The organism is Salinimicrobium sp. TIG7-5_MAKvit, from assembly GCF_049569215.1.
Lineage (GTDB): Bacteria > Bacteroidota > Bacteroidia > Flavobacteriales > Flavobacteriaceae > Salinimicrobium > Salinimicrobium profundisediminis.
This window is the reverse complement of record NZ_CP145903.1, coordinates 1,736,490-1,762,220: the sequence shown is the minus strand read 5'-3', so window position 1 is coordinate 1,762,220 and position 25,731 is coordinate 1,736,490. Positions and strand designations below refer to the sequence as shown.

The window sequence follows — 25,731 nt, the reverse complement described above, 5'->3', positions numbered from 1 at the left end:
CAGTCCTTTAATTTGGCTGCAAATGTACATAATTATATAAAAAAACACAGCCTATGTTTCGTAATTGTTTTTTTGCCCTGTACACGCCCTAATTATCTGTCTTTCGAGAAGTTAGTTCGGTTCAGGATTTTCGCGATATAGATAATTTCCACCACCACAGAAAGCGCATAAGGAACAAAAAAATGTAAAAAGACAGATTTGTCCAGGTCAAATCCTGAAGACTTGATGAGGAAATAAAAAATTCCCAGCTTCACCATCCCACTAATAAGAAATATAAATCCGAGTTGCTCTTTGAGGTGTGAGCTGGCTAAAATAATGGTAGAGGTAAAAAGCAGTGTGATGCCCACATTAAACTTATATGCAAAATTCACAAGCTCCAGAGTTTGCCGCGAGAAATAGGAAGTAATAACAAAATAGTGAATCCCATAGCTCAATCCCGCAACAAGAAAAAGAAGGATGACAAACCTGATAAGATCTTTGAAAACAAGAGGATTCAATTGTTGTAGCGTTTAAGCTGTTTTAAAACGACGTAAACTGAAGCTACCAGGCCAAAAAGCACAAAGCCTATAGTAAACCAGTTCTTTTCCATGGGGTATCTTTCATCCAGCTTTTTCCCTATCCATGCACACAAAAAAATTGTTGCACCCATTTGAAAGGCAATCCCGGTAAATACAGCCCAGTTTTTAAGCTGATTGTTCTTGTTCTTTTCTTTCTCCTCTTTCATTGTGAATCGCTTTCACGCCGCCACGCATGGTACAGGTGGCATTAAATGTTGCGCCCGGCTCTACGGCCAACCTTGCAACTACGGCTTCCCCATCTATAACTGCAGTACTCCTTAAGCTTAAGGTGCCTGTAATTTTTAGTTTTCCGTTGAATTTACCTTCTATATCGGCATTTTCACAATTCAACTCTCCTGTTACAGATCCATCTTTGCCAATAACTACCTTTCCGGGTGTTTTGACCGTTCCTTCAACATGCCCATCAATTCGAAAACAGCCTTTAGCTTCAATGTTTCCGGTAATTTTTGTGCCCTGGGAAATCTTGTTTTGTTCCTTGCTGTTTTCTTTTACCTGCTTTGCTTTTTCCTGCTTAAACATTAGGGTGAGGGGGAATTTAAAGTCTTTAAATAATTTTCTATATTCTTATGGATCTGCGCGATCCGGTAATTTGGGGTCGAAATATAGAAAGATTTTTCGTCAATAGCATACTTATCGTCCTCTTCAAGCCGTTGCACAAATAAATTAGCTGCTGCTGCCGAAGAGAATCCATGTACAACTATAAAATCCTGATTGGAATTGTAAACGTCCCGTGAAACCTCTCCCGAATATCCAAATTCCTGAAGGGCATTTACAAGAGACTGCCGTAGGCTGTCAACATCCTTTTTTTCTTCCCTAATAACCGGAAATATTAACTTGAAGGAATTGCCAGAATTTTGAGGCACAAATTCAGCTGCCGCCATGGTAGGTAATGCCCTGTCAATAATGCCCTGTGCTTTTTTACCCTCAACAGTTTGCGGGTAGTTAAGTGCTACATAATTGAGACTTTCTTTGTAAGCCTCAAATCCATAAAGCCTGCCTTCGGCCATCGCTTTTAGTAACTCCAGTTTTGGAACAATTTCATCGCCTGCAAACTGTTCAATTAAACTGTTACTTTTTACAATGACAGAGTCATATTTTTGATCTTCATACCCGGCATACAGTTCTTCATAAATTGCTGTAGGGTTATTTTCATCCTGTAAAAGGCTTTCAGGATTCGAAAGTATTGCCGCATACCGTGAATCGGGGTAAGCCATCAGAATTTCAGTCTTAAGAGATTGTGCTTTGCCGGGCATTCCCAGGTCTGAGTAAATTTTGTAGAGATTATATTTTGCAGGCAACACCAATCTTTCCTCGGGCTGATTTGCCAATACAAATTCCAGTCTATCGGCCGCCAACTCATTTTCACTGAATTTTTCCCTGTAGATCAATCCGAGTTGATAACTGGCAAAATTTAGATCCTTTTTAAGACTGTCTAATACCGCCACATCTTGTGGAATTTTACTGATGTAAGTCTGCGGATCAAATTTTGGATCATTATCAATAAGATCGTTCACACCTTCAGTCGCAAGGTCTTCTCCCCCTCCGCTTATTCTGCGGGTACGCCAGTTATCGGCAAGTTCCCTGTCACCCCACAACCTGAAAAACTCCTGTTTTCCGAAGGCAACCACAGTAGGATTATAGAAGTAAAAAGAAGATCCGGGATTTGGCACACCGGGCATCGAAGGGCGTTTAGTCTCAAAAAATTCCTGAGCAGCCTGTTGTTGTTCAGGTTGTTCTACCGCATCAACAGCCGCTTCTCGCAATTGTGTGGTGTACCGGGTAAAGTAATCGAGTTGTTGGTCTTTGGTTAGAGAGGCCAAATGTAAAATACTATCGGTGTTCTGAGCCATTTTCTCATAATAGATCACATCGTCAAGATTGTCTCTCTTCCTCTTTATGAGGCGGTATTCCCTGCTATTATCGGGCAGCATTGTGAGCGTACTGTCGTAGTAGGCGCCGGCAACCTCAAATTGGGCAGCATCAAAATTAATATTCCCCAGCGTTTGATAGTCTAAAGACTGCAGGTAGGTATTGCCTGAAGGAGTACGAAGGGAGCGATTGTAATAATCTATTGCCAATGCCACGGAATCCTGCTGATAATGAAATTCGGCCAGCTGAAAATAGATCTTATCAAGATACGGCCTGTTTTCGCGATCTCTTGCCATGGAATTGAGCTCCTCCAGTATCACAGCCTTGTCCAGGGCTGTTGCATTGCTGTATTCAATTTGCCTGATCATGGCATTGATCAGGTATATGCGGGGTATTTTCCTGTTCAGGGCAACTACCTGGTCAAAAGCGTAAGAAGCCCTGTCGCTTTTGCCCAGCACATCATATAACTGGCCTGTAATATACCAGTAGCGACCTTCTTTATCTTTAAAATCAGTTATTTCGGCAGCACGTCCCAGATGAGCTACAGCACTGTCGGGAGCATTGATGTTGATATATGCCTGGGCCAGCATTGCCGAAGCTTCGGCACGGTTAGCTTCCTCAAGTTTTTCGTTGTCGAGTATCTTCTTAAGGTTCTTTATGGCAAGTTCGTCAAACTCCAGCCGCATGTGGGTCTTTTCTCTCCATATGCGCGCTTCATTGATGGTATTGCTAAGAGGATATTTATGAAGAATGTAATTGAATGCTTCCAGCGCAGGCACAAAGCGCTGATCATAGTACCGGGCTTTTCCCAATAACAAATAGGCCTCATCTATCTGCGGATTATTCTCGGATCCTTCAATCAACATGGAGTGCCGTTGAATTGCCTTCACCGCTTTTTCTTCAGCTACGAGAAAGTTAGGGTTTAAGGTTTCTCCGGGAGCCATAACCTCATCACGAATTTCCATTCGTTCTACCGGAAGAATCTGCCAGTAGTTGTCCCTATAGCTCTCATTAAGTGCCTCAATACCAATATCAAGAGCGAGATTCCCGTTATAAAGGGTGTTGTATTCGGCTGTAACGGCATGCCAGTTACGGTTCAGGAAAGTGTTCTTCTTTCTCGAGCAACCTGTTAAGGCAACCAACAGGAAAAAAATGGCAGTAACCTTTATAGATAATTTCAAATCAAGTGATCGTTCTTATTAGCAATAACTTATAACTGCTGTAATTATTATTGTGGCGGGTAAAAATAGCGAAAAAAAACCGGGATGTTATGCCATTAAATCAAAGATACAGACTTCTAAATCTTCGGCATTAAATAAATATCTTTAAAGACAGTGGGCATTTATTTCCTGTTCCTTAACAGTAAACTTTGCAGGTGATAAATTCCCGAACGGCTTTGGTAATAATTTACAATCCCTACAAAAATAAGAAACTGCGCAGCCACAGAAAACACAGAGCCTTCAAATCCAAATTCCCCGCCGTTGAACAAGTTAGCTGAAGTGTAATTAATCTCAATTAAGGAGTATACATCCAGGCCACTCACGTTAAAACCAAAGTGCGTTTGAAAAAGGTTCCATCCAAAATGCAACCCTATAGGAAACCATAAATTCCTGGTGTACAGGTAAGAGATTCCAAGGATCATCCCTGCAAAAAAAAGGTCAATGAAACTAAAAAGGCTCATATTTGGGTTGGCCCCATGCATCAAAGAAAAAATAACGGAAGAAATAATGAGCGCTATATATTTATTGGTTGAAAGCATCAAATTCTTAAGCACATATCCTCTCACTAAAGTTTCTTCTACAACTGCAATGACGAGGAAGAACAATATTGATATCAACAATTCATAAATATCAAAATTCACTCCGGAATAACTTATTTCTCCTATTCCCATCAGTATTAAAAACCCCGAGAACATTGTAATAAATCCCACCAATGTTCCCGTACCGAAATCGGCAAGCCGGCCTTTTGTCTGAAGACCTAACTGCACGAATTTCTCCTTATCAATGTCTTTCATAAAGATCCAGAGCACCATGAAAGTGCCTAAAAGATCAAAAAAGGAGGAAATCAAGTGTTGTTGAGAACTAATGCTCCACAGAGGATCATCAATAGAATTTCCGGCTACTGCCAAACCTATAAATTGAAAAACTCCTACTATCAACAGGTAAGGAAACAAGAACAGAAGAATTCTTGCCCAGCCTGCAATTTTAAATTCTCTGCTACTCATGAAATGCTGCTAAACCAGGAAAAATTATTTGTAGCGCACGTTAAACTTCAGATTTAAAAGAATTTTCCTGCTGCTCCTCATCTACCTGCACAGCTGCCCCGGCAAAATATTGCTCCAGCTCTTTGAGGGTAGCTTCCGAAGTTTTAATATCATTCACAACGTGCCCTTTGTCGAGAACAACAATGCGTTCGCACACCTCGGTCACATGAATAAGATCATGGCTGGAGATCAAAACCGTCATCTCAGAACCTGTCGTTAATTTCTTGATAAGCGCCTTAAGGCGTATCTGTGTACTTGGATCGAGGTTTGCAAAAGGCTCATCGAGAATAACCACTTCAGGATCACCTATAAGAGCTGCAACTATTCCTACCTTCTTTTGATTTCCCTTTGACAGGTCTCGCAGGTATTTCTTTCTCCCCAGGATCTCTCCATTGAAGAATTCGTCAAAATTCTGCAGAAAAGCAGCAACGTCGGCCTTATTGCGATTGCGAAGTTCTCCTACAAAATAGAAATATTCTTCGGGGGTGAGGTAGCCAATAAGAAAGCTCTCATCAATAAAAGAAGAGGTAAAAGGTTTCCAGGCCTCGCTTTGGCTTACCGTAATTTCATTATTAAAAATGCTCCCGGTAGTTGGCTGAATAAGGTCAAGCAAAAGGCTGAAAAATGTGGTTTTTCCGGCTCCGTTATTTCCCACCAGGCCAAAGCTTTGTCCTTTTGGGATCTCCAGATGTTCAACATCAAGTACCTTTGTACCACCGTAAACTTTTGTAAGATTTGTAGCTGTTATCATCTTATTCTCCTGTTTGTTTAAAGCCATTGATCATGGCGTATTTATTTTTTCTGTAAGACTGGGTTATTTGTTCCATTATGGCTTTTTTAAATATTATGCCCAGCAATCCTAAAGCTGCCAAAACTATGGTGGCAACTTCAAAGGAAACGAATTTATTCAGCACCCAAAATATGAGTATGGGCATAATAAGTAAAGGCAGGCCTACCAGCCATTGTGCCGCTCCTGTTCCCTGGTAGTTCATAAAAGGGCTTTTTTCAAGGTCTATTCTTTTCCTGTTAAAAGATCCGGCAAATAAAAGTACCGGCACATTGATCCCAATATTGTAAATAGCGCACACAATATTGATTACCAGTATTTTATATCCAAAAAAGACATAAGGCGTGGTTAAAATAGTCAAAATCACAATGCTGAAGATGATAAGTGCTGCCTTGGCATTGAGGTATTGCTTAAGCGGAATATTTTGCGCCATCATCATAGAATAATACGAAGAATCCCAGGCAGGAATGAACTGCCCGAAGTTGATCATAAAGATGCCCGTCATAAAGATGCCGACAAAAACGAACACCGAAGGCAAATCCTGGTAGGTGTCCTGCGGATAAAAGATCATGCCGTAGCCCATGATGAGCAGCGAAATAAAAATGAGGGTTTTAGGCCTCTTATTCCGCCAGATTAGCTTAAGGTCAAGCTGAAGGAAAGGTGCTATGCCTCCAAAGCGGCGAAGCCAGGCAAAATCCTGTGACTTTGCTTCGGTTACTTTGGCTTTGAGCGATTCATCAAGGTAGAACCTGCTTTTAAGAACCTTCTGGTTCCATTTAAAAAGAGCAAAGGCAAGCAGTAGTGGCAGGAGTGCCAAAAATGGCATTTCGAGCACATAATTTAGTCCGCTCGCAAAAACTTCAGTTATACTAAAAATATCAAATCTCTCAAGGCCATAAAGTGCAAGAGCGATTATAAGATAAGGAAGCAGCGCCTTGAGGTCATCTGCAAACTTCTTTTTCAGAAGAAAATTGAGATAATTTATGCACAAGATGAGCCCAATTACAGCCACCGTCCAGGCCGTTATGGAAAGAACCGAATATTCAGTCTTATATCCTGTAAAGACCGCAAACGGAACAAACAGCAATAGCGGCAAAAAGTTGAAAAAAGAGAACAGGGAGCGGAATAACACGTAATTTACCACCTTAGACTTGAGAATGGGTAAGGACAGCAAGGGTTTTATGGTCATTACTGGAAGCGTTTGCAGCATAAAGCGCATTAGCAGTTCCAGTGCGAGATATGCCAGTAGAAACCTATTAACTATTTGCAGTGGCTCCTGTTCCGGGAAAGCTTCCTTGAGCAAAGGGTACAGGCCAATCCCCAGGGTGAGGAACACCAGTGAGAAATAAATCGCGATAAAGGCCATGAATATCTTGAGCCCCATACTCCTGCCAAAGCTGGCCGAGCGGTAAAAAGCCTTCCATTGAAGAGAAATAAACCTTTGATACATTGTATTACTTTACCTTACAAGTAATGAAATTTACGATTTTGTTACAGAAATAAATTCTCATACTTTGTATTTTTGTCGGCAAATACCCAAAAAATGAGCAAATTCTTTCCGTTAAAGATTAAAAATATAATCAGGGAAACAGCAGAGGCAGTGAGTCTCGAATTTGAAATACCACAGGAATTAAAAACCGAATTTTCCTTTAAAGCAGGACAATACGTTACACTAAAAACCACTATAGAAGGGAAGGAAGTTCGTAGAGCCTATTCCCTTTGTACCCCGCCTACAGATGATACCTTCAAGGTTACTGTAAAAGAAGTGAAAAGCGGAACTTTCTCTGTACTGGCCAATAACAAATTAAAAGCCGGAGATGTACTGGAAGTGCATCCTCCCGAAGGTAAATTTATCTTTGAACCGGTACAGGACGGCCACCCCCACACCTATGCAGCTTTTGCAGCCGGGAGCGGGATAACTCCTGTTCTGTCTATCTTAAAAACAGTACTGCAGCAAGAGAAACACAGCCGTTTTGTACTTGTATACGGTAACCGTACTCCAGACGAAACCATCTTTTTTAAAGAACTACTGCAGCTACAGGCAGCGCACCCCGACAGGCTTTTTATCGAGTTTGTTTACAGCAGGTGTAACGAAGAAAACTGCCACTACGGAAGGATTGATGAAGGCACGGTAAATTATGTGCTGAAAAACAGGTTTAAGGACACCACTTTTACCCGCTTCTATCTTTGTGGGCCTGAAGAGATGATCAATAAAGTTTCTGAAGTCCTCCTGAAGAACAACATCACAAAAGAGCAGGTTCTTTTTGAACTCTTTAATACTGAAGTTGAAGGAGAAATTAAGTCTAATCTTGAAGGGGAAACCCAGCTCACCATAAAAGTTGATGAAGAGGAGGTAACCCTGAGTATGCCCAAGAATAAGACTGTTTTACAAATGGCGCTAGACAATGATATCGATGTGCCCTACTCCTGCCAGGGCGGAATTTGCAGCAGCTGCGTTGCCCGAATTGTAGAAGGAACCGCCGAAATGGAAAAAAATTCCATTTTAGTAGATAGCGAGATCGAAGAAGGCCTTGTGCTAACCTGCCAGGCGCATCCCACTTCAAGCACGTTGAAAGTGGATTATGATGATGTGTAGAGAGATTAGAGAGACACTATCCACCTACATTTGCGCCACTATATTGAGATCACAGCACATTATGTTAAAGATCTGTCCAGGTGAACATACCCGCCATCCACGAATAAAAACTGTCCTGTGATATGAGCAGATTTCTCAGACAAAATAAAGGCGGCCAGATCGGCAATCTCCTCAACGCTAGTCATACGTTTGCCTAAAGGGATTTTTGATGTAATACTTTTCAACTTACTCCCGGGATTATCAAAAGAACTCAGCCAATTTTTATACAACGGGGTGAGAGCTTCTGCCGGTAAAATAGCATTCACCCTTATTTTAAAAGGCAAAAGCTCGGCAGCCCACTCTCTTGTAAGCGCTAATTGGGCACCTTTAGCAGCGGCATAACCCGAGGTGTTACCCTGGCCTGTGAGAGCTACCTTTGAACTAATGTTAATAATGTTACCCTTAGATTCTTTTAGATGAGGCAGGCAATAATGTGCCATTTCATAATAGTGATTCAAATTATTGAATACTGATTTAGAAAAGCTCTCTGGATTACCATTTTCAAGACCTACACCATCATTTGCGCCAGCGTTATTCACCAGTGCATCTATTTTTCCATATTTCTCTTTTACAGCTAGTACCAGTTCTTTGCAAGTACCATCAATATTGAGATCTCCCTGCAAGAAGTATGCTTTTTGACCTACATTTATTAATTCAGCCTCCAGCAACTTTCCAGATTTCGCATTTCTTCCTATAAATACAGGAATTGCTCCTTCCTGTGCCACACACCTGGAAATTGCTCCTCCAATTCCCTGCGTCCCACCGGTTATCAATATAACTTTATTTGTAAGGCCTAAGTCCATATTTATTGCTGGTTTACTGTTATTACACTTAGCTCTCCAATAGAAATAGCACCACTATTATCTGTGCTTCTTACACCTTTAAGTTTAATGTACCTTGCTTCAACAGGCTCAAAACCTACCTTTTGCTCAATAGGGTTGTTACGAATGTTGCCAAATTCACCTGAAGCTACTTGGTCCCAGTTTTGATTGTCTTTACTCACTTCAAAAATATAATCTGAAATAGTTCCAAATGACCATCTATCCTGCGAAGGGTGATAAGTAAAACCCTTCAGAAGGTAATCCCTGCCCAAATCAATCACCACTTCCTGTGGTAACTCCTCATTTTTTGTTGATGCCCACCAGGTACTCTTATCTTCATCAATAATTTTGAAAACTTCTTTGGTGTCACCAGAAGTCGCGCTTATAACTTTCCAGTTGGTCTTCGGAATATCAAAATTTACAGTTCTTAATTCACTGTACCTTCCGCTTAGAGGATCATAGGCCACTGCTTTTACAGTAACCGGCTCTTCTCCGTCAATACCTCCTTTGTACCTGTAAGAATCCTGGTTGGGTTCAGTCCCGTCTAGAGTATAATAGATATGCACGTTTTCATCAGGAACCTGCAGGGTAATCACTCCTTTTTTTGACCTGGCAACTTCAGGAGCTACCAACAATGCGGGAGCATTATACACTTCAATATTCGAAATTAAAGGACTGGCTTTGGAATCCAGAATATTTAGTCTTAGAGCAGATGCTTTGATTGGGTCAAACCTCAAAATTCTTTTATAGCCTATGGTTGTTTGGCGATCTATTTCATGCCATTCCCCATTAACAAGGCCTTCTATAGTGAAAGATTTTACCCTCTGTCCAAGAGGAATATACTCCTGTACCAGGAATCTATTAAAAACAACATCTTTACCAAAATCTAACGTAAGAGAACTTTTAATTTCGTTTTTACCAGGAGACCAATAGGTTTCCTTATTACCGTCTACGGTGTTTTTTGCAGAAAATTTTAAATCATTATTTCTTACTTTACTTGCACTCACTTCTATATTCTGAGCCAGATCATTTTCAAAATCCTCATCCAGTTTTTCTCTCAGCTTCATTAACTGCTTTATATCATTCTCATGAATAAGCCCTCTCCTGTCTACCGGAATGTTTAACAGCAGGGAAGCATTTCTTCCAACAGACCCGTAATAGATATCGAGCAAATGCGGGAGAGATTTTACCAGGTGATCTTCCTGCGGGTGATAATACCAGCCCGGCCTTATTGAAACATCGGCCTCTCCGGGCACCCAGTGAGTTCCATCGGCATGCCCATACTGCAATTCTTTAGGTTTACCCGATCCTGCATATACTTCGGCTTTACGAATTAGAGACCAATTTGTTTTACCCGCTACACCTTCTTCATTTCCTATCCATCTAATGTCGGGACCATTATCTCCAAAAATTACTGCATCTGGCTGATGCTTTCTAATTATTGAATATACCTTATCCCACTGATAGTAACTTCTGTGATCTATTTTACGATTCTCATTGGCACCTCCATAATAACCCGTACCACCGTTAGCACCATCAAACCAAACTTCGAAAAGAGGACCATAATTGGTCATTAGTTCTTCCAATTGTCTATGAAAAACCTTCACATATTCTTCCCTGCCATATTCGACATGGTTTCTATCCCAGGGGGAAAGATAAACACCAAACCCAAGATCAAATTCTTCACAAGCTTTTGCAAGTTCTTTTACGAGATCTCCCTCACCATTTTTCCATGGAGAATTTTTCACAGAATGTTCTGTCGTTTCTGAAGGCCAGAGACAAAACCCGTCATGATGTTTTGCAGTAATTATTATTCCCTTCATACCAGCCTCCTTTGCCACTTTTGCCCACTGCCGCACATCTAATTCTGTGGGATTAAATTGTTCAGGTAATTCCCCTCCTTCTCCCCATTCGCGGTTTGTAAAGGTGTTCATATTGAAATGAATAAAAGCATAATATTCCATTTCCTGCCAGTTTAACTGACGTTGAGAAGGAAGGGGGCCCACAGGGTCGGCGATCTCCTGTGCCTGTAAAAGATTAAAAAACAAAAAGAAATAACCTATAAGACTCATGCGATGTAGTATATTCATGTTTAAATAAGTTTTACAACCTTCTTTTCTTTTGAAGAATGCTATTTTTTATTTGAAGTTTAGCGTTAAGCCGCACTTTCTTTCCTGCAGGTAAGTCAACTTCAACCTCTCTTTCCGCATATACAATCTTCTGAAGTCTGTTTTTATTCGCCTTTAGAATTAACTCCTTTAACTTCCCGTTTTCCCATATAATATCAACCTCAATATTTCCCCTTGCCTTTAATCCTGAAATACTCCCCTCTTTCCAGGCTTCGGGAAGCGCAGGAAGTATCCTCAAAAATCCTTCGTGTGACTGAAGCAGCATTTCGGCAATTCCTGCTGTAAACCCAAAATTCCCGTCTATTTGAAAAGGAGGATGCAAATCGAATAGATTCTTTGCCGGGGATATCTGCATGAATTTATCTACATTACTTTTTGCTGATTCTCCATCTAGTAAGCGTGCATCAAAGTTAATCATCCACGCCCGACTCCAGCCGGTACCGGCACCACCATGTTTCAATCTAAAATCAATAGAATTTCTTGCTGCAGCAAAAGCATGGGGGGTTGCCTGGGTAATATCATCGCCTGGGTGAAGTGCATACAGGTGAGAAAGATGTCTATGTCCCTTTTCTGTTTCTTCATAGGCTTCATTCCACTCTAGCAGTCGATTATCTGGCCCCACCACAATTCCGGGGAAAAGTGACTTATTTTTCTCCCGAACCTCTACGATAAAATCATCTTCAATATTTAATATCTCTGCGGCTGCCAATACATTGTCAAATACCTCACCTATAATTTGATGGCCCATAGCACTACCAAATGAAACTGCCGCTCTTTTCCCTTCTTCATTTATATAAGAGTTTTCGGGTGAGGTTTCTGGAAATGAAACCCACTTCTTAGATTTTTTATCCCATACCAGCCAGTCCAGATAAAATTCTGCAAAAGACTTAATGGCAGGATATGCCCGCTCCTCCAAAAATTCCCTGTCGCGGGTAAAGTTATAATGTTCCCAGTAATGTTGAGCCAACCAGCCCCCGCCATGAATCCAGCTGCCCCAGTAAGGTTGTTCTGCCCGCATGTAAGCCGAAGCCCAAAGATCTGTCGCCTGATGCGCCACAGCCCCTCTCTCTATGCCATACTGTTCCCTGGCGGTAATTCGGCCTCTCTCAATAAGCCTATCGGTAAAATCGAATAATGGCTGATGAAACTCACTTAAATTAGTCACCTCAGCAGGCCAGTAATTCATTTGTAGATTAACATTAAGGTGGTAATCGGCATTCCACGGTGCCGCAAGATGGTCATTCCACAAACCCTGGAGGTTTGCAGGATTGGTACCGGGTCTTGAGGATGAAATAAGAAGATATCTTCCAAATTGAAAAAGATCTGATACCAGATCCAAATCTTCTTCCCCTTTGGCTAAGTTTTGCAGCCGACGATCTGTTGGTAAGCTGCTGCTTTTATTCTTACTCAGTTGAAATTGAACTCTGTTGAAATACTTTTGATGATCCTGCACATGTCTTTCGTAAAGTTTCTCATATCCTACTCCCGATAAACGATCTAAAACTTCCCTGTTTCTATTTCGAAAATCTTTAGTATAAAATGAAGTATTTGCCACAAGTTTAATTGTGGCTTTTTTCACCCCCTGTAATATAAGGGTTCCATCTTTTGGTGTCACTTTGCCCCCTTCATGATCTGTTTTCAATACAGTTTCAAATTGGACTCCATAATCTAAGGGTGCTGGTTGGGAATGTACCCTCCCACCGTATTGTGTCACCACTCCATTCATTGCAATCTCAGATGAATGAGGATTGTTTATTTGCACTGTGGGATGCCCCTCATCTTCCGGGCGATCTAACCGCAAAGTCAAATTCATCCCCTTCTCTGCATTGGTCACTAATTCAATTACAAGTACATCATCTGGCGCACTGGTAAATACCTTTTGATAATATGCTGAGCCCTCTGAAGTGTAACTGATCACCACCTCAGCCGTATTTAGATTTAAAAGACGCTTATAATTTTCTACAGTTCCACGCTCGTGAAAATCCATGTACAGATCCCCTAAAGTTTGGTGAGATCGAACTATACCCTTATATGAAAACCGCTCTACAATCTCTTTATCTGCCTTTTCAATCTGGCCCTCTTCAATGAGCTCTCTAATATATTTGAGATCTTCAGGATTGCCTTTAGCATTCCCCCAGTCAGGCCCTCCCGGCCACATAGAATCTTCATTTAACTGAATCCTTTCATTTTTTGGATCTCCAAAGACCATGGCTCCTATTCTACCATTTCCTACAGGTAATGCCTCCAACCACTCGCTTGCGGGGGTATCATACCACAGTTTATGCTCGGGAATTGAAACTGTTACGTTCTGAGCGTTTGCTTCTTTCAGAGATAACCAGAAGCTTAGAATTGCCAAAACAGAAAAAATAAACTTTTTCGTCATAAATGATAGAATTTTTCTGCATTTATACCCATCAGCTTAGCAAGAAAAATATCTCCCCGCTCCCTGCAATAGTCCTTAATAATTTCCACAGTATCACTATAGCTTCCTGCAGCGAGACATACCGGCCAATCGGATCCATACATCAGTCTGTTCTCACCAAAAGCTTTGCTTACTACTTCAAAAAAAGAGCTGAAATCGTTCTTTGTCCACTTAAAATTCCCTGTCTCGGTTAAAAATCCTGAGATTTTACAATAGACATTCTTATGGCTACTTAATACTCTGATATTCTCTACCCATTCATTCGAGAGACCTTTAGCTATTTGAGGTTTACCCATATGATCCAATACAAAAAGCTGGCGCAGGAAATTCTTTTACAAGTTGGATAACTTCCGGCAAATGATGTTACAGTATAAGTAGATCGAAAGTACTCCATGTTTTTCTTTTCCTGCTTCACCAAATCTTATTAGTTTATTTAAAATATTTTAGTAATTATCTATTTTGAATGTCCATGCATCATGGGAGGGTAATTCATTATATTTAATTCCACTGGTGTTAATAAACATTTTACTGTTTTTGTAGCTCCAGTCAAGTTCTCTTTCAAGACCGAGCATTTTCACTGTAGCTCCTGGTTTTGGCTTTGGAATATTTAGTTGTAAAGAATCCTCGGGCCATTCAAAACTAATTGCATACAGGGAGTTGTTCTTTTTAGTGTAAGCAATGTGTGTTTTTAATGAGGTGTATTTTCCCTGTAACCCTGGCTGAGTCTTTTCCTGATCTAAGTAGAAAGCATCACCAGGAATAATTTCTTTCTCACCTCCTTTACTGCTCCAGGATATTGTAACCTTTGCATTCTGCTTCTTTTCTCTGTAATTCAATACCAGTTTATAAGGTTTCTCGGCCTTTAAATCAACTACTGCATTTTCTGAGTAGCTGGTATTTGCATTCATTACTTCAGCCTCTTTATCTGGAGCTGTGTAATTGTTATTTATAATTGTTCTTTCATCAAGCTCTAGAATTGCTTCATCATCTGCATCTAATTCAATGTTATATTTGCCATTTTTGGGAGCAACAAGATAGCCTTCCCACCTCACGGAAAAATCATCTTCTCTAATTCCTTTTAATGGGGAGTTACGTACCCAATTAAAATTGATCACCTCATCTACCCTGGAAATTTGCACCTCTTTCTCTTCTTCAGTAATCTCAAATGCTTCTGCTCCATAAATTGCCTCGCCGTTTATCTCGAGCCAGTTTCCTAGTTGTACAAGTCGCTCCTGCTGTATTAATGGAATTTGACCATCGGCTCCAGGACCAACATTCAAGATCATTCCTCCTCCATTAGCTACAGCCTGAACAAATTTCTCAACAAGTTCCTTAGAGGTTCCATATGCCTCCAGGTCTTCATTTCGGTTGAGTCCAAAAGAACGTCCTATACCCCTAACTTCAGCCCATGGCCTGGAGGTTTCTTTGATTCCTGCACTGTACTCAGGGGTAAGAAAACCCACATCGAGTCCGCTTCCCCACCGGTTGTTTACAATTGCCTCATCTCCAACAAGATTATAATACCAGTTAATAAGCTCTGCAGAGTGCCATTGTTTGGCAGAATTATACCATTCTCCGTCGGCAAATATTAAAGAAGGCTTATATGTGCTTACAAGCTCCTTGAATTGAGGTATCATGTAAGTTTCCACATAAGTGTTTATGCTGTCGTGAGGATCACTGTACCACCTATGCAGTGGGTGATTCCATTCTGGTAAAGAATAATATAACCCCATTTTAAGTCCCGAATCTCTAACTGCTTCTGTAACTTCTCCAACAATGTCCCTTTTGGGACCTGTATCTACACTATTCCAGTTACGGTTATATTTACTTGGCCAAAGGGCGTACCCATCATGATGTTTAGAGACTAAAACAACATATTTAGCTCCCGCTCTTTTAAATAAATCTGCCCATTCTTCAGGATCAAATAGCTCGGCCTTAAATTCATTGGTAAGATCATTATAGGTAAAGTCGCTTCCATAGGTCTTTTTTAAAAAATTAGTACGTAAGCTGTCGTTCATTTGTAAACCACGCAGGTACCATTCAGAATAACTTTCCTTTCCTCCATAAGCCGGAACCGAATACAATCCCCAGTGAATAAAAATGCCTAGTTTGGCATCCTGAAACCAGTTGGGGAAACTTCTCTCTTCAATTGCCCTTTTTGCCTCTTCATGTGTTGTTTGAGCTATAACTGAGCTAAAAAATAATAAGCTTAAAAAAGTAAATATTCTTTTCATTTATCCATTAAATTTAATAAATCCTCCATTTATAGGGAAATTCGTACCGGTGATAAGAGAAGCTTCATCAGAACATAATTAAACTGTTAAGCCGGCTACCCATCGGGATTTCCCATTCTTGCCAGAGGTTGAGTTTTAGAAAGTTTATATTTTGAAAAGCAACAGCTACATTGTCATTAGGAGATATAATTACAGCTTTTCCAAAAAAAAGATTATAATAAGTTAAAAATATCATTTCAAAGATAAGATCCTTAAAAACGAAATATTTGAACAATATTTACAATGTGTTGAACAATATTTGCACATCCTTCTTTTTTTAATTTCATTTATATACAAAATTGGCGAGAGCCGCGATTTTAATCAATGAAACTTCAATTTTTACATAAATATCTTACCCGAAATATTAAATTTTCTGTTCATGAGGCCAAGGAATTCCTCAAACTATGGCATTACCACCCTGAGCTGGAACTGGTGTATATTGTTGAAGGAGAAGGCACATTGTATGCTGGCGATTTTATAGGGGAATATAAAAAAGATGATATTTTTATTCTGGGACAAAATGTACCTCATATGTTCTATAGTAAATATTCAAATGAAAATACTAAAATTTCAAAAGCTTATGTTTTTCATATTAATGAATCCTTTTTAAGCAGCAATAGTAAAGACTTGCCTGAATTTTCTTTTTTAAAACAAATTGTTACATTAAGCAAAAGGGGTGTTCTATTCCGACAGCCGGAAAATATTCACATTCGGCAAATATTGGACAACATTGACAGTGAATCTCATTCCGAGAATGCTCTTAATGTTCTTAATATTCTATTAAAGCTTTCTAAGTATGGGAAGTATACGAGCCTCGGAAGTTTAACCTGGTTGAATTATTATAAAATTTCAGAAAAAAGAGTGAATGATGCAGTTGAATATATCATGCTGCATTTTAAAGAAGATATTACCCTAGGCAAGGTAGCAGAAAGATCTGGTATGAATAAATCTGCTTTTTGTAGATATTTTAAAAAGAGTACCGGCAAACCGTTTATCACCTTCTTGAATGAGTTTCGAATAAATTACTCCTGTAAATTATTACTTGAGACATCTCCCGTAAAAACAATTTCTGAAGTTTCGTACCTGTCAGGATTTAACAGTCTCTCTTATTTTAACAGAACCTTTAAAAAAATCAACAATGTCTCCCCTAGCCAGTATCAAGCTATGAAGAGCAACGCCTTATATCAGGAATAAATAAGAGAAGAATCATATAAATAATTAATTCTCAAGAATAAAAGGAAGTTACTTCTTCTGAAAACTTCTTATCATTTCTCTCACCCTCCCATGAGCAGATCCAAAGACCTAAATCATCTTACGGGCTACATCAATATTCTTCATTATAAGTCCTCTCCTTTCAATCAGTTTCTCTTCACCCTCGAATTAACCGATGAACTTTTGGAGGAGATCAATAAAGATTAGTTTTCGCTCTCAAGCTTTTCTACTGTCTCTTCGTAGTTCTCTTCCTGTTCTTCTTCTTCCTTCTTGATCTTTTTACCTAAATAAACCAGTTGGTATCCGTTGTTAATTTCCACTTCTGAACTGTGGGATGGGATAATCCTTAATTCGCCGGTATCGGTCTTTACAAACAACGGAATAATGTCGGGATCGGTTTTAGATATTTCCAGTAAACCTTCATAATGCGCCCTGCTGTTGAGTACTACCTCATGAATGGTGGGATAGCTCCTGGCGACTTCAGTTAATTTGATATAATCATCGGTGTGAGAAAACAATCCTTCGGAAGGATTTGTCTCCGGATCATTCATTTCATCCGAAGAAATAAGCCTGAAAGAGCCTTTTTCCCCATACTGGTTGGTAAATTTGTTTATCGCAGTTTTATTGATATCACTGTTCCCGGTCATAGCCATGAGGTAACCAACATCATTGAGCTCAACATTATTAAAAAGATCATCTTCATAAACACTTCCTGCAATAGCATCGAGGCCCAGATCCTTAGCCTTCATAACGTTATCACCATTGTTATCCATCAGCACCACATGCCTATTATTGTCTTGCAGGTATTTACCAATAAGCCTTGAAACAGAAGATGCGCCAATAATAAGAATTCCCTCTGCATCTTTTACAAAAACACCTACCAGTTTAGCAAAGATTCGCGCCGTGGTGGCATTGAGCAGTACAGAAAGTAATACCACCATAAAGACCAGCGGAGTGATATATTCGGCTCCCGGAACTCCTTCCCTGGCCAGTTTAAGCCCAAAAAGGGAAGCAATACCGGCCGCAACAATACCACGGGGGCCAACCCAGCTGATAAAGGCAATCTCATTGGCTTTAAGATTAGATCCGAGGGAACTCAAAATAACCCCAATAGGCCGTACAATGAACACCACTGCCCCAAACAACATAGCCGCTTTCCAGTTGTAAATAAGTAACAGGTCAGAGATTTCGATATTTGCTGCAAGGAGAATAAAGAGGATCGAAATGAGCAGTACACTAAGAGACTCTTTAAAATAAAGCAGTTCCTTGATGTTTGGCAGGTTTTTGTTACCCATCACCATTCCCATGACCACTACAGCTAAAAGTCCGCTTTCATGGGCAAAAGTATCGGCAAGTACAAATACCCCAAGTACCGTGGCCAGGGTGAAAACATTAAGCAGGTAATGAGGTATTACGTTCCGCTTTATGAGCAGGGCCAGGATATGAGCAAAGGTGAAACCAAAGGTGAAGCCAAATAGAATGATCTTCCCGAATTCTGTAAGCGCTGTAATAGTAAAATCCTGCCCGCCTTCAACGCGAATAAATTCATACATCAAAACGGCAATTAAGGCACCAATAGGATCTATCAAAATTCCTTCCCATTTCAGGATAGAAGAAACATGAGTTTTAAGAGGAATATTCCGAAGAATAGGTGCAATAACCGTAGGTCCTGTAACTATAATAAGGGAGGAAAACAGGAAAGATATTTGCCACGAGAACCCGTATATAAAATGTGCTGCAAGCCCGGCCCCAAAAAAGGTCACCACAACCCCCACACTTATAAGCTTCACGATAACGGGACCAATATTGCCCACCTCGCCACGCCTTAGGGTAAGTCCTCCTTCAAAAAGAATGACCGCAATAGCCAGAGAAACGAAATAAAATAAGCTCTCTCCGGGAAATACGCCTTCTTCCCCATTCCAAATAGGCTCGAGCCATTTTGTCCCATCATGGGAAATTAGTGTGGAAAAAGGGCCTACAAAAAGGCCTATAAGTATAAGCGGAAGAATTGCCGGTGTCTTTGTTTTCCAGGCAACCCACTGCGCCAGTATTCCCAGGATAACTAAGCCTGCTAGTTCTAACATGTGTTATTTACTTTTGTATAGAAATTAGCCATAAAGTTAACTTTTTATGCGTTAACTGCAGAATCTCTGTGATTCAGTACGTTTTGTTTCTTCGGAAGAAGCTAAGGAAAAATAATAATACGGCTCTTGTCAAAGAAATATTTTTCCAGCTTGGCAGGAATACCGCTTAGTACATTCTGAAAGGATTTTGAACCCTTTCTGGCCGAAACCAGCACCACAATATCCTCTTCCTGCATGTCTCTGCCCAAAATGAGAAAATCGTTCCACTCCTTGAAGATCTTATAGGTCACAGGAGAATCGCTCTTCATTTTTTTAAACTGCTCTGAAATTGACATTTTTGACACCTCGTTGCAATAGATCACCACCGGGACACTAAGTTCTTTAGAGAGCACTTCGATCTTGCTTACCCATAAAGAGAAACCTTCTTCCTCTTCGGCAAGTGCCGGTACAACCAAAAACAACCGTTTATGGGTAGCAAGTGGCCTGCTAAAGTGAGTAATAAAGGAAGTTTTATTGTTCGCAGCAATAATGCGCTCCATCTTTTTGCCAATAAGTTTATCGATAAGCCCTTTTTCTGAAGGCCATCCAAAAATGACAAGATCGGCAATGATTTCCCTTGCCTTTCTGGCAATTCCCTGTGCAACATTGTGATCTATGGTAGCATGTATGGTAACTTCAGCTTCGGCGGCAGAGGCCTGTGAAACAAAATCTTCAAGTTTATTGGTAGCACGGGCAATATTAATTTCTGCTTCGGCATTATTTGGCACTACCGAAAGTATAGAAATGGGATTGGGAGACGCCTTATCCTTGATCAGGATTGCGAACTCAAGCAACTTGTCAAAATTCAGAATATTGGCAATAGGCAGTAAGATGGTTTCATTTTTAAAAGCTTCGGCGTTTTTTACCTCTTTTGAGAGGTCTTTATCAGATTCAGCTTTCAGTTTACCTGCCGCCCTTTGTGTTGCAAGAGTGGCAACTATAGAGGTGGCCAGGATGAGGATAATTGTTCCGTTTAAAATATTCTCATCTATGATCCTTGCGTTGAAACCCACAATGATCACGGCAAGGGTCGCCGCAGCATGCCCGCTGCTCAACCCAAAAATGACCTTTCTCTGTGCCACCGAATATTTGAAGGTGATTTGAGTGAGGAAGGAGGCAAGCCACTTTCCTAAAACAGCTACTACCGTTAGGGTCCCTGCCACCAATAGCGCCATAGGCCCACTAAAGATCACACTGATATCTACCAGCATCCCCACACTTATCAGGAAAAAAGGGATGAACAGAGAATTCCCGATGAATTCTACCCTGTTCATAAGTGCCGAAGAATGGGGGATTAGCCTGTTTAGGGACAAACCTGCAAGAAAGGCTCCTATGATGGGTTCCACTCCCGCCAGTTCGGCTAGAAACGCCGATATAAACACGACAGTAAGCACAAATATGTAGTGGGAATGCTTTTCATTTTCCATGCTTGTAAAGAACCATTTGGCTATTCGGGGTACAAGAAAGAACATAATGACCGAAAAAATTGCGAGGGAGATCCCCAGCCGTTGCCAAAATGCAGCATTGAGGGTGCCTTCATGGTTTCCCATAATTACTGCAAGTACAATGAGTACCGCAGTATCTGTAAGTATAGTTCCACCTACAGTGATTGCCACAGCTTCGTTCTTTGATACCTTCAGTTTACTCACTATGGGATATGTGAGCAGGGTGTGGGTAGCAAACATACTGGCCGTTAAAAAACTGGCGTTGAAATCGTAATTCAGAAGAAAATAACAAACAGGGAAGCCTATTCCCAGGGGAATGCTAAACGTGAAAAATCCGAAGAGAAAACTTTTATTCCGGTTTGCTTTAAACTGGTTCATGTCGAGTTCAAGACCCGCAATAAACATGATGTAAAGCAAGCCTATGGTAGAAAATAGATCTATAGCAGCACTTTGTTCCAGGATTCCTACACCATAGGGGCCAATAACAATCCCTGAAACAATAAGGATGATGATCCCGGGAATATTCAGGCGCCGTAATACAATGGGAGAAATGAGGATTATAAGCAGGATAAGTGAAAAAACCAGCACCGGATTGGATAGCGGCAATTCAAATTCATGTTTCAGCAACTCGAGGAATTCTTTCATATATTTCCAGTAAAGGATTTAAATGTAGTAGATATTGTCACTCTTAAAATAAAATTCCTGCAAAAAATGCTATTTTTAAGTGATTTTTGACAGAATTGATCAGCTTCACTGTTTTGAAGCTTCCTTTTTATTGAGTTAAACCCACACTAAAATATCGGCTTATGGAAGAATTCAATATTTTCAATCTACTTATAATCCTCGCCGGAGCATGGGTGGGTGGTGCCGCTGCAAAAAAACTGGGCTATCCTGCCATTTTAGGAGAACTGGTGATAGGGATTATTTTAGGTCCGGCAGTGTTAGGAATGCTCGAAACCTCCGAAATGATAAGCATTCTGGCCGAAGTTGGGATTATCCTGCTCATGGTATACATTGGTATGGAGATCAACTTTAGGGATCTCGGAAAAGCTTCCTGGCCGGGGCTCCTGGCAGCTATTGGAGGCTTTTTTGTGCCCTTTGGCCTGGGCTATTACACCATCATCCTCTTTGACGGAACTCAAATGGCTGCCCTCTTCGTAGCCATTGCTGTAGGTGTGACCTCGCTGGCTACAAAAAGCCGTATCCTGGTAGACCTGAAGCTACTCAATACACGTATTGCCTATGTTTTAATGGCTGGAGCCTTGATCTCAGATACGCTCGCCCTCATCATTTTTGCAGGACTAATGAGTTTTGTAGATGTAGGAAATATTGATACTCTTGGCCTCACATGGGTAGCAGGTAAGGCTATTTTGTTCTTCATATTTACTGCTGTGGGAGGAATTTACCTTCTGCCTCTTTTGGGAAAAACCCTTAGCCGTGCTAAGATTAAAGACCGTACCCTGCATTTTACTCTTATTTTAATCATCGTATTTGGTTTTGCCGAACTTGCCGAACTTGCAGGCCTTCACAGCATTCTCGGAGCGTTTATGGCCGGGCTTTTCATTAGGGACGGAGTTTTTAACAGGCAGATTTCCAAAGAGATCAATGACATCTTTCACGACGTATCTATCGGGTTTTTAGCACCTATATTTTTTGTTTCCGCAGGATTTAACGTTACGCTGGACATTTTTCAAACCGATCTTTGGATGCTTATCGCAGTAACTTTAGTAGCCATGATTGGGAAAATTGGAGGAACTGCTTTGTTCTACCTGCCCAGTGGCTACGGCTGGCGCGAAGGTCTTACTGTAGGAACGGGAATGAACGGTAGGGGCGCAGTAGAAATTATTATTGCAGGTATTGGACTTGAAATGGGTATCATTTCTGCTGAAATCTTTTCTATCCTGGTTTTTATGGCCATTTTTACTACCCTTACAGTTCCGGTCTTCCTTACCTGGACCACAAAATGGTTGAAAAACCGGGGTGAACTTATCCATCAGGAATCCAGGAAAGGCTTTCTTATCCTGGGCGCAAATCCGTTGGGAATCCACCTGGCTAAGCACCTCGCAAAAGAGAACGACGTTACTCTTGTAGATTCTAACCGCGACATGGTAGAGCTGGCAAAAAATGAAGGTTTAAATGCCATTTTTGGAAACATTCTGAAAGAAGAGACTATGGAACAGGCCCATGCCATAGACAAAGGCACTTTTATTGCGCTCACCGCCAACAGTGAGATCAATCTACTGGCAGCACAGCTGGCCAATGATTCCTTTTATATCCCAAAGAAGATCGTGCTCATGGATCCAAAAGAATCTGGTGCGGGCGTAGATCTTCTTGACAGGATAGACGCTTCGTCAATGTTTGCCGCAAAGACAAAACTTGACCCGTGGACATATAAATTGAGCAGCAACAGTGCAGCCGAGCATGAAATTCTTGTAGAAGAGGAAATGTCTACCCGGCAATGGATTAAAGAACAAAAAAAGCAGCAAAAAGATTTTCTGCCTATACTTATCGTAAATCCCGAAGGCCACAAAAGACCTTTCCACTTCCACGACACCATAAGTCCCGGTGAAAAAATAATATATTTACAGTGAATTTATTCAGGAACCCTAAAATCACCTAAAAATTCATGAAAATATATCCTATTGAAGCCGGTAATTTTAAGCTGGATGGAGGTGCCATGTTTGGTGTGGTACCAAAATCTATCTGGAATAAAACCAATCCGGCAGATTCAAATAACATGATTGATATTGCCGCCACCTGTCTGCTCATTGAAGATGGTGACCGGCTTATACTTATCGATACCGGGATGGGCGATAAGCAAAATGAGAAATTCTTTGGCTACTACTATCTCTGGGGAGATGATAACATTGATAAATCCTTGAAGAAACACGGATTTACAAGAGATGATGTCACCGATGTTTTAATGACCCACCTGCACTTTGACCATTGCGGCGGTAGCATACAATGGAATAAAGACCGTAGCGGTTATGAACCGGCATTCAAAAATGCCACTTTCTGGTCCAATAAAGAACACTGGCAGTGGGCAACCCAGCCTAACGCCCGGGAGAAAGCTTCTTTTCTGAAGGAGAACATACTTCCCATGGAAGAAAGTGGCCAGTTGAAATTCATTGAAAGACAGGGAGGAGCATATCAGGAAAATTCTGAACTCGATTTTGGAATTCTTTTTGTAGATGGTCATACAGATAAGCAGATGATCCCCCATATTAAGTACCAGGGAAAAACGCTGGTATTTACGGCCGATCTTTTGCCTACCGCGGGTCACATTCCATTGCCTTTTGTTATGGGATATGATACCAGGCCTTTACTTACGCTTCCTGAAAAGAAGACATTCCTGGAAACGGCTGCCAAAGAAGATTTTTATCTTTTTCTGGAACACGATGCCCATAACAAGGTGATAAAAGTAAAGGAAACCGAAAAAGGAGTACGATTAGACGAAGTATATACATTTAACGAAATATTTAATTAGAAAATTATGAAGATCCCAATTTACAGGCCTTTTCTGGCAGCCGGAATGGCCGCTATTCTGGCAGCATGTGGTAGCTCGGCTCCCGCAATTGTTTCTACACCTATTGAAAATATTGATGAAACACCGCTAAAGGTTTCTGAACTTACAGACGTTGAACTAAAAGGCTGGGGTGGAGCCGATCTTGTTTCAGATACCATTCCGGGTATGAGCGTGCAAAAAGCTTACAGCGAGATCATCAAGAACAACAAAGGCAAAAAAGTCATTGTAGCCGTTATTGACAGTGGTGTTGATATAGAACACGAAGATCTTGACGGGGTGATTTGGACCAATGAAGACGAAAAACCCAACAACAACCGCGATGACGATAACAACGGTTATGTTGACGATATTCACGGGTGGAACTTTCTTGGTGATGCAGTAGAAGAAAATCTTGAATATACCAGGATCTACAAAAAGCTGAAATCTAAGTACAGCAGCATACCTGCAGGTGCTGTAAAGACCGAAAATCAGGAAGAATTTGAGCTTTATCAGCGTGCAAAAGCCGAGTATGACAAAGAATACAACGAGACGCTTGGCATGAAGAACCAGTATGAAGGTATTGTGCAACAGCTAAAGGTATCTCATGAGGCGGTATCTGCCAAAATCGGCAAAGAAGATTATACTTTGGAGGAGTTGAGAAATATGGAAGCAACTTCCGAAGAAATGCAGCAGTACAAAGGCTTCTTGAGCCAGGTAATGAGCAATGTTAAAGGTACTATCCCAGATGCAATTTCACAACTTCAGGAGGCTATAGACTACTTTGACGGCAGGCTTTCTTCTCACTTCAATCTAGACCTTGATGCCCGTGCCGCGGTAGGTGATGATGTTGATGATATCACAGATACCGACTACGGAAATGCAAATGTGATGGGCCCAACACCCGATAAAGAAGATCTTAAACACGGTACCCACGTGGCAGGTATTATTGCTGCTGAAAGAGACAATAAAATTGGTCTTAACGGGGTTGCCAACAATGTAGAGATCATGGTACTTAGAGCAGTGCCTGATGGAGACGAGTATGACAAAGATATTGCCCTTGCCATTCGCTATGCCGTAGATAATGGTGCCAGCATCATCAACACCAGCTTCGGAAAATATTTCTCTACCCACCCACAATGGGTAAGAGATGCTATAAAGTACGCCGATGATAATGATGTACTTATTGTGAACGCCGCCGGAAATGAAGGATTAAACCTTGACGAAAATGCGGTATATCCAAACGATCAGGATCCTGAAAATCCAAGTGAGATTTCAGATAACTTCCTTACTGTAGGAGCTCTTAATTATGAATATGGATCTGGCCTTATTGCAGGTTTCTCTAACTATGGTAAGACCAATGTTGATGTATTTGCACCAGGAACAAAGATCTGGTCTACTACACCAAATAACGAGTATGAGTACCTACAGGGAACTTCTATGGCAGCACCTGCAGTAGCCGGCGTTGCAGCTGTGATACGTTCTTTTTATCCAAAATTGACCGATGATCAGGTTAAAAGAGTGATCATGGAAAGTGGCCTTACCAGCAACGCCACTGTAATTATTGGCGGAGACCCGTCAAATACAATGAAATTCAGTCAATTATCAACTTCAGGAAAAATGGTTAACCTTTATAACGCCCTAATCCTGGCAGATAAATTATCAAAATAAG

The 25,731-nt window shown here is 40.8% G+C and carries 20 protein-coding genes and 1 pseudogene; 6 read left to right on the top strand and 15 right to left on the bottom strand.

Going from position 1 to position 25,731, the window contains the following annotated elements; all coding sequences use genetic code 11:
- Window positions 1-92: 92 nt before the first annotated feature.
- The 7 genes from V5739_RS07855 to V5739_RS07825 form a co-directional block, all read right to left on the bottom strand.
- Window positions 93-497 (bottom strand): hypothetical protein, encoded by a 405-nt coding sequence (locus V5739_RS07855; protein ID WP_423820322.1) that lies wholly within the window; start codon window positions 495-497, stop codon window positions 93-95.
- On the bottom strand, window positions 494-724 hold the full coding sequence (locus V5739_RS07850; RefSeq protein ID WP_423820321.1) for an AtpZ/AtpI family protein: 231 nt from the start codon (window positions 722-724) through the stop codon (window positions 494-496). The genes V5739_RS07855 and V5739_RS07850 overlap by 4 nt, the downstream gene beginning before the upstream one ends.
- A complete protein-coding gene (locus V5739_RS07845; protein ID WP_423820320.1) occupies window positions 684-1,097 on the bottom strand; it encodes a bactofilin family protein in 414 nt (137 codons plus the stop codon). The genes V5739_RS07850 and V5739_RS07845 overlap by 41 nt, the downstream gene beginning before the upstream one ends.
- Complete coding sequence (locus V5739_RS07840; protein WP_423820319.1) at window positions 1,097-3,628, bottom strand: tetratricopeptide repeat protein; 2,532 nt, start codon at window positions 3,626-3,628, stop codon at window positions 1,097-1,099. Before V5739_RS07840 ends, V5739_RS07845 begins: the two co-directional genes overlap by 1 nt.
- Before the next feature lie 161 nt (window positions 3,629-3,789).
- Window positions 3,790-4,671, bottom strand: a complete 882-nt coding sequence (locus V5739_RS07835; RefSeq protein ID WP_423820318.1) for a lysostaphin resistance A-like protein — start codon at window positions 4,669-4,671, stop codon at window positions 3,790-3,792.
- 40 nt (window positions 4,672-4,711) lie between these two features.
- Window positions 4,712-5,461, bottom strand: a complete 750-nt coding sequence (locus V5739_RS07830) for an ABC transporter ATP-binding protein (RefSeq protein ID WP_423820455.1) — start codon at window positions 5,459-5,461, stop codon at window positions 4,712-4,714.
- 1 nt (window position 5,462) lies between these two features.
- The gene (locus V5739_RS07825; protein ID WP_423820317.1) at window positions 5,463-6,947 is read right to left on the bottom strand and encodes a DUF5687 family protein; all 1,485 of its coding nucleotides are present in this window, start codon (window positions 6,945-6,947) and stop codon (window positions 5,463-5,465) included.
- Between the two features lie 93 nt (window positions 6,948-7,040).
- Between V5739_RS07825 and V5739_RS07820 the strand changes: the two genes are divergently transcribed.
- Window positions 7,041-8,093, top strand: coding sequence for a 2Fe-2S iron-sulfur cluster-binding protein (locus tag V5739_RS07820; protein WP_423820316.1), 1,053 nt, complete (start codon window positions 7,041-7,043; stop codon window positions 8,091-8,093).
- Window positions 8,094-8,152: 59 nt separating this feature from the next.
- On the opposite strand, the gene V5739_RS07815 is transcribed toward V5739_RS07820, so the two are convergent.
- From V5739_RS07815 to V5739_RS07790, 6 genes and pseudogenes are all read right to left on the bottom strand, one after another.
- Window positions 8,153-8,935 (bottom strand): SDR family oxidoreductase, encoded by a 783-nt coding sequence (locus V5739_RS07815; RefSeq protein WP_423820315.1) that lies wholly within the window; start codon window positions 8,933-8,935, stop codon window positions 8,153-8,155.
- 2 nt (window positions 8,936-8,937) lie between these two features.
- The gene (locus V5739_RS07810; protein ID WP_423820454.1) at window positions 8,938-11,025 is read right to left on the bottom strand and encodes an alpha-L-fucosidase; all 2,088 of its coding nucleotides are present in this window, start codon (window positions 11,023-11,025) and stop codon (window positions 8,938-8,940) included.
- A 31-nt stretch (window positions 11,026-11,056) separates the two neighbouring features.
- On the bottom strand, window positions 11,057-13,465 hold the full coding sequence (locus V5739_RS07805; protein WP_423820314.1) for a glycoside hydrolase family 95 protein: 2,409 nt from the start codon (window positions 13,463-13,465) through the stop codon (window positions 11,057-11,059).
- Entirely contained in the window at window positions 13,462-13,800 is a 339-nt protein-coding gene (locus V5739_RS07800; protein WP_423820313.1) for an amidohydrolase family protein, read from the bottom strand. Before V5739_RS07800 ends, V5739_RS07805 begins: the two co-directional genes overlap by 4 nt.
- Before the next feature lie 147 nt (window positions 13,801-13,947).
- A complete protein-coding gene (locus tag V5739_RS07795) occupies window positions 13,948-15,738 on the bottom strand; it encodes an alpha-L-fucosidase (protein ID WP_423820312.1) in 1,791 nt (596 codons plus the stop codon).
- A pseudogene (locus V5739_RS07790) lies at window positions 15,739-15,884 on the bottom strand (SDR family oxidoreductase); the annotation flags it as partial. It lies immediately after the preceding gene.
- Between the two features lie 217 nt (window positions 15,885-16,101).
- Between V5739_RS07790 and V5739_RS07785 the strand changes: the two are divergent.
- Window positions 16,102-16,971 carry an AraC family transcriptional regulator gene (locus tag V5739_RS07785; RefSeq protein WP_423820310.1) on the top strand — a complete coding sequence of 290 codons (870 nt, stop codon included), beginning with the start codon at window positions 16,102-16,104 and terminating at the stop codon, window positions 16,969-16,971.
- 90 nt (window positions 16,972-17,061) lie between these two features.
- Complete coding sequence (locus tag V5739_RS07780) at window positions 17,062-17,196, top strand: hypothetical protein (protein WP_423820309.1); 135 nt, start codon at window positions 17,062-17,064, stop codon at window positions 17,194-17,196.
- Here the strand turns inward: V5739_RS07780 and V5739_RS07775 are convergent.
- The gene (locus V5739_RS07775) at window positions 17,193-19,073 is read right to left on the bottom strand and encodes a cation:proton antiporter (protein WP_423820308.1); all 1,881 of its coding nucleotides are present in this window, start codon (window positions 19,071-19,073) and stop codon (window positions 17,193-17,195) included. The genes V5739_RS07780 and V5739_RS07775 overlap by 4 nt on opposite strands.
- Window positions 19,074-19,174: 101 nt before the next feature.
- Window positions 19,175-21,202 (bottom strand): cation:proton antiporter, encoded by a 2,028-nt coding sequence (locus V5739_RS07770; RefSeq protein ID WP_423820307.1) that lies wholly within the window; start codon window positions 21,200-21,202, stop codon window positions 19,175-19,177.
- 161 nt (window positions 21,203-21,363) lie between these two features.
- Here V5739_RS07770 and V5739_RS07765 point away from each other — a divergent pair, with 161 nt between their 5' ends.
- Genes V5739_RS07765 through V5739_RS07755 form a run of 3 tightly spaced genes read left to right on the top strand, consistent with a single transcriptional unit; the run spans window position 21,364 to window position 25,730 of the window.
- Window positions 21,364-23,148, top strand: a complete 1,785-nt coding sequence (locus V5739_RS07765; protein ID WP_423820306.1) for a monovalent cation:proton antiporter family protein — start codon at window positions 21,364-21,366, stop codon at window positions 23,146-23,148.
- 35 nt (window positions 23,149-23,183) lie between these two features.
- Entirely contained in the window at window positions 23,184-24,044 is an 861-nt protein-coding gene (locus tag V5739_RS07760; RefSeq protein WP_423820305.1) for an MBL fold metallo-hydrolase, read from the top strand.
- A 6-nt stretch (window positions 24,045-24,050) separates the two neighbouring features.
- The gene (locus V5739_RS07755) at window positions 24,051-25,730 is read left to right on the top strand and encodes a S8 family serine peptidase (RefSeq protein WP_423820304.1); all 1,680 of its coding nucleotides are present in this window, start codon (window positions 24,051-24,053) and stop codon (window positions 25,728-25,730) included.
- The last annotated feature ends 1 nt before the right edge of the window (window position 25,731 follow it).

What these genes read in the sequence shown, in the direction of transcription:
- V5739_RS07820 (WP_423820316.1), top strand. Translation starts at nt 7,041, where the DNA reads ATGAGCAAATTCTTTCCGTTAAAGATTAAAAATATAATCAGGGAAACA.
- V5739_RS07785 (WP_423820310.1), top strand. Translation starts at nt 16,102, where the DNA reads ATGAAACTTCAATTTTTACATAAATATCTTACCCGAAATATTAAATTT.
- V5739_RS07845 (WP_423820320.1), bottom strand. Translation starts at nt 1,097, where the DNA reads ATGTTTAAGCAGGAAAAAGCAAAGCAGGTAAAAGAAAACAGCAAGGAA.
- V5739_RS07810 (WP_423820454.1), bottom strand. Translation starts at nt 11,025, where the DNA reads ATGAGTCTTATAGGTTATTTCTTTTTGTTTTTTAATCTTTTACAGGCA.
- V5739_RS07770 (WP_423820307.1), bottom strand. Translation starts at nt 21,202, where the DNA reads ATGAAAGAATTCCTCGAGTTGCTGAAACATGAATTTGAATTGCCGCTA.
- V5739_RS07850 (WP_423820321.1), bottom strand. Translation starts at nt 724, where the DNA reads ATGAAAGAGGAGAAAGAAAAGAACAAGAACAATCAGCTTAAAAACTGG.
- V5739_RS07825 (WP_423820317.1), bottom strand. Translation starts at nt 6,947, where the DNA reads ATGTATCAAAGGTTTATTTCTCTTCAATGGAAGGCTTTTTACCGCTCG.
- V5739_RS07765 (WP_423820306.1), top strand. Translation starts at nt 21,364, where the DNA reads ATGGAAGAATTCAATATTTTCAATCTACTTATAATCCTCGCCGGAGCA.
- V5739_RS07760 (WP_423820305.1), top strand. Translation starts at nt 23,184, where the DNA reads ATGAAAATATATCCTATTGAAGCCGGTAATTTTAAGCTGGATGGAGGT.
- V5739_RS07800 (WP_423820313.1), bottom strand. Translation starts at nt 13,800, where the DNA reads ATGGGTAAACCTCAAATAGCTAAAGGTCTCTCGAATGAATGGGTAGAG.
- V5739_RS07805 (WP_423820314.1), bottom strand. Translation starts at nt 13,465, where the DNA reads ATGACGAAAAAGTTTATTTTTTCTGTTTTGGCAATTCTAAGCTTCTGG.
- V5739_RS07755 (WP_423820304.1), top strand. Translation starts at nt 24,051, where the DNA reads ATGAAGATCCCAATTTACAGGCCTTTTCTGGCAGCCGGAATGGCCGCT.
- V5739_RS07775 (WP_423820308.1), bottom strand. Translation starts at nt 19,073, where the DNA reads ATGTTAGAACTAGCAGGCTTAGTTATCCTGGGAATACTGGCGCAGTGG.
- V5739_RS07835 (WP_423820318.1), bottom strand. Translation starts at nt 4,671, where the DNA reads ATGAGTAGCAGAGAATTTAAAATTGCAGGCTGGGCAAGAATTCTTCTG.
- V5739_RS07815 (WP_423820315.1), bottom strand. Translation starts at nt 8,935, where the DNA reads ATGGACTTAGGCCTTACAAATAAAGTTATATTGATAACCGGTGGGACG.
- V5739_RS07795 (WP_423820312.1), bottom strand. Translation starts at nt 15,738, where the DNA reads ATGAAAAGAATATTTACTTTTTTAAGCTTATTATTTTTTAGCTCAGTT.
- V5739_RS07830 (WP_423820455.1), bottom strand. Translation starts at nt 5,461, where the DNA reads ATGATAACAGCTACAAATCTTACAAAAGTTTACGGTGGTACAAAGGTA.
- V5739_RS07780 (WP_423820309.1), top strand. Translation starts at nt 17,062, where the DNA reads ATGAGCAGATCCAAAGACCTAAATCATCTTACGGGCTACATCAATATT.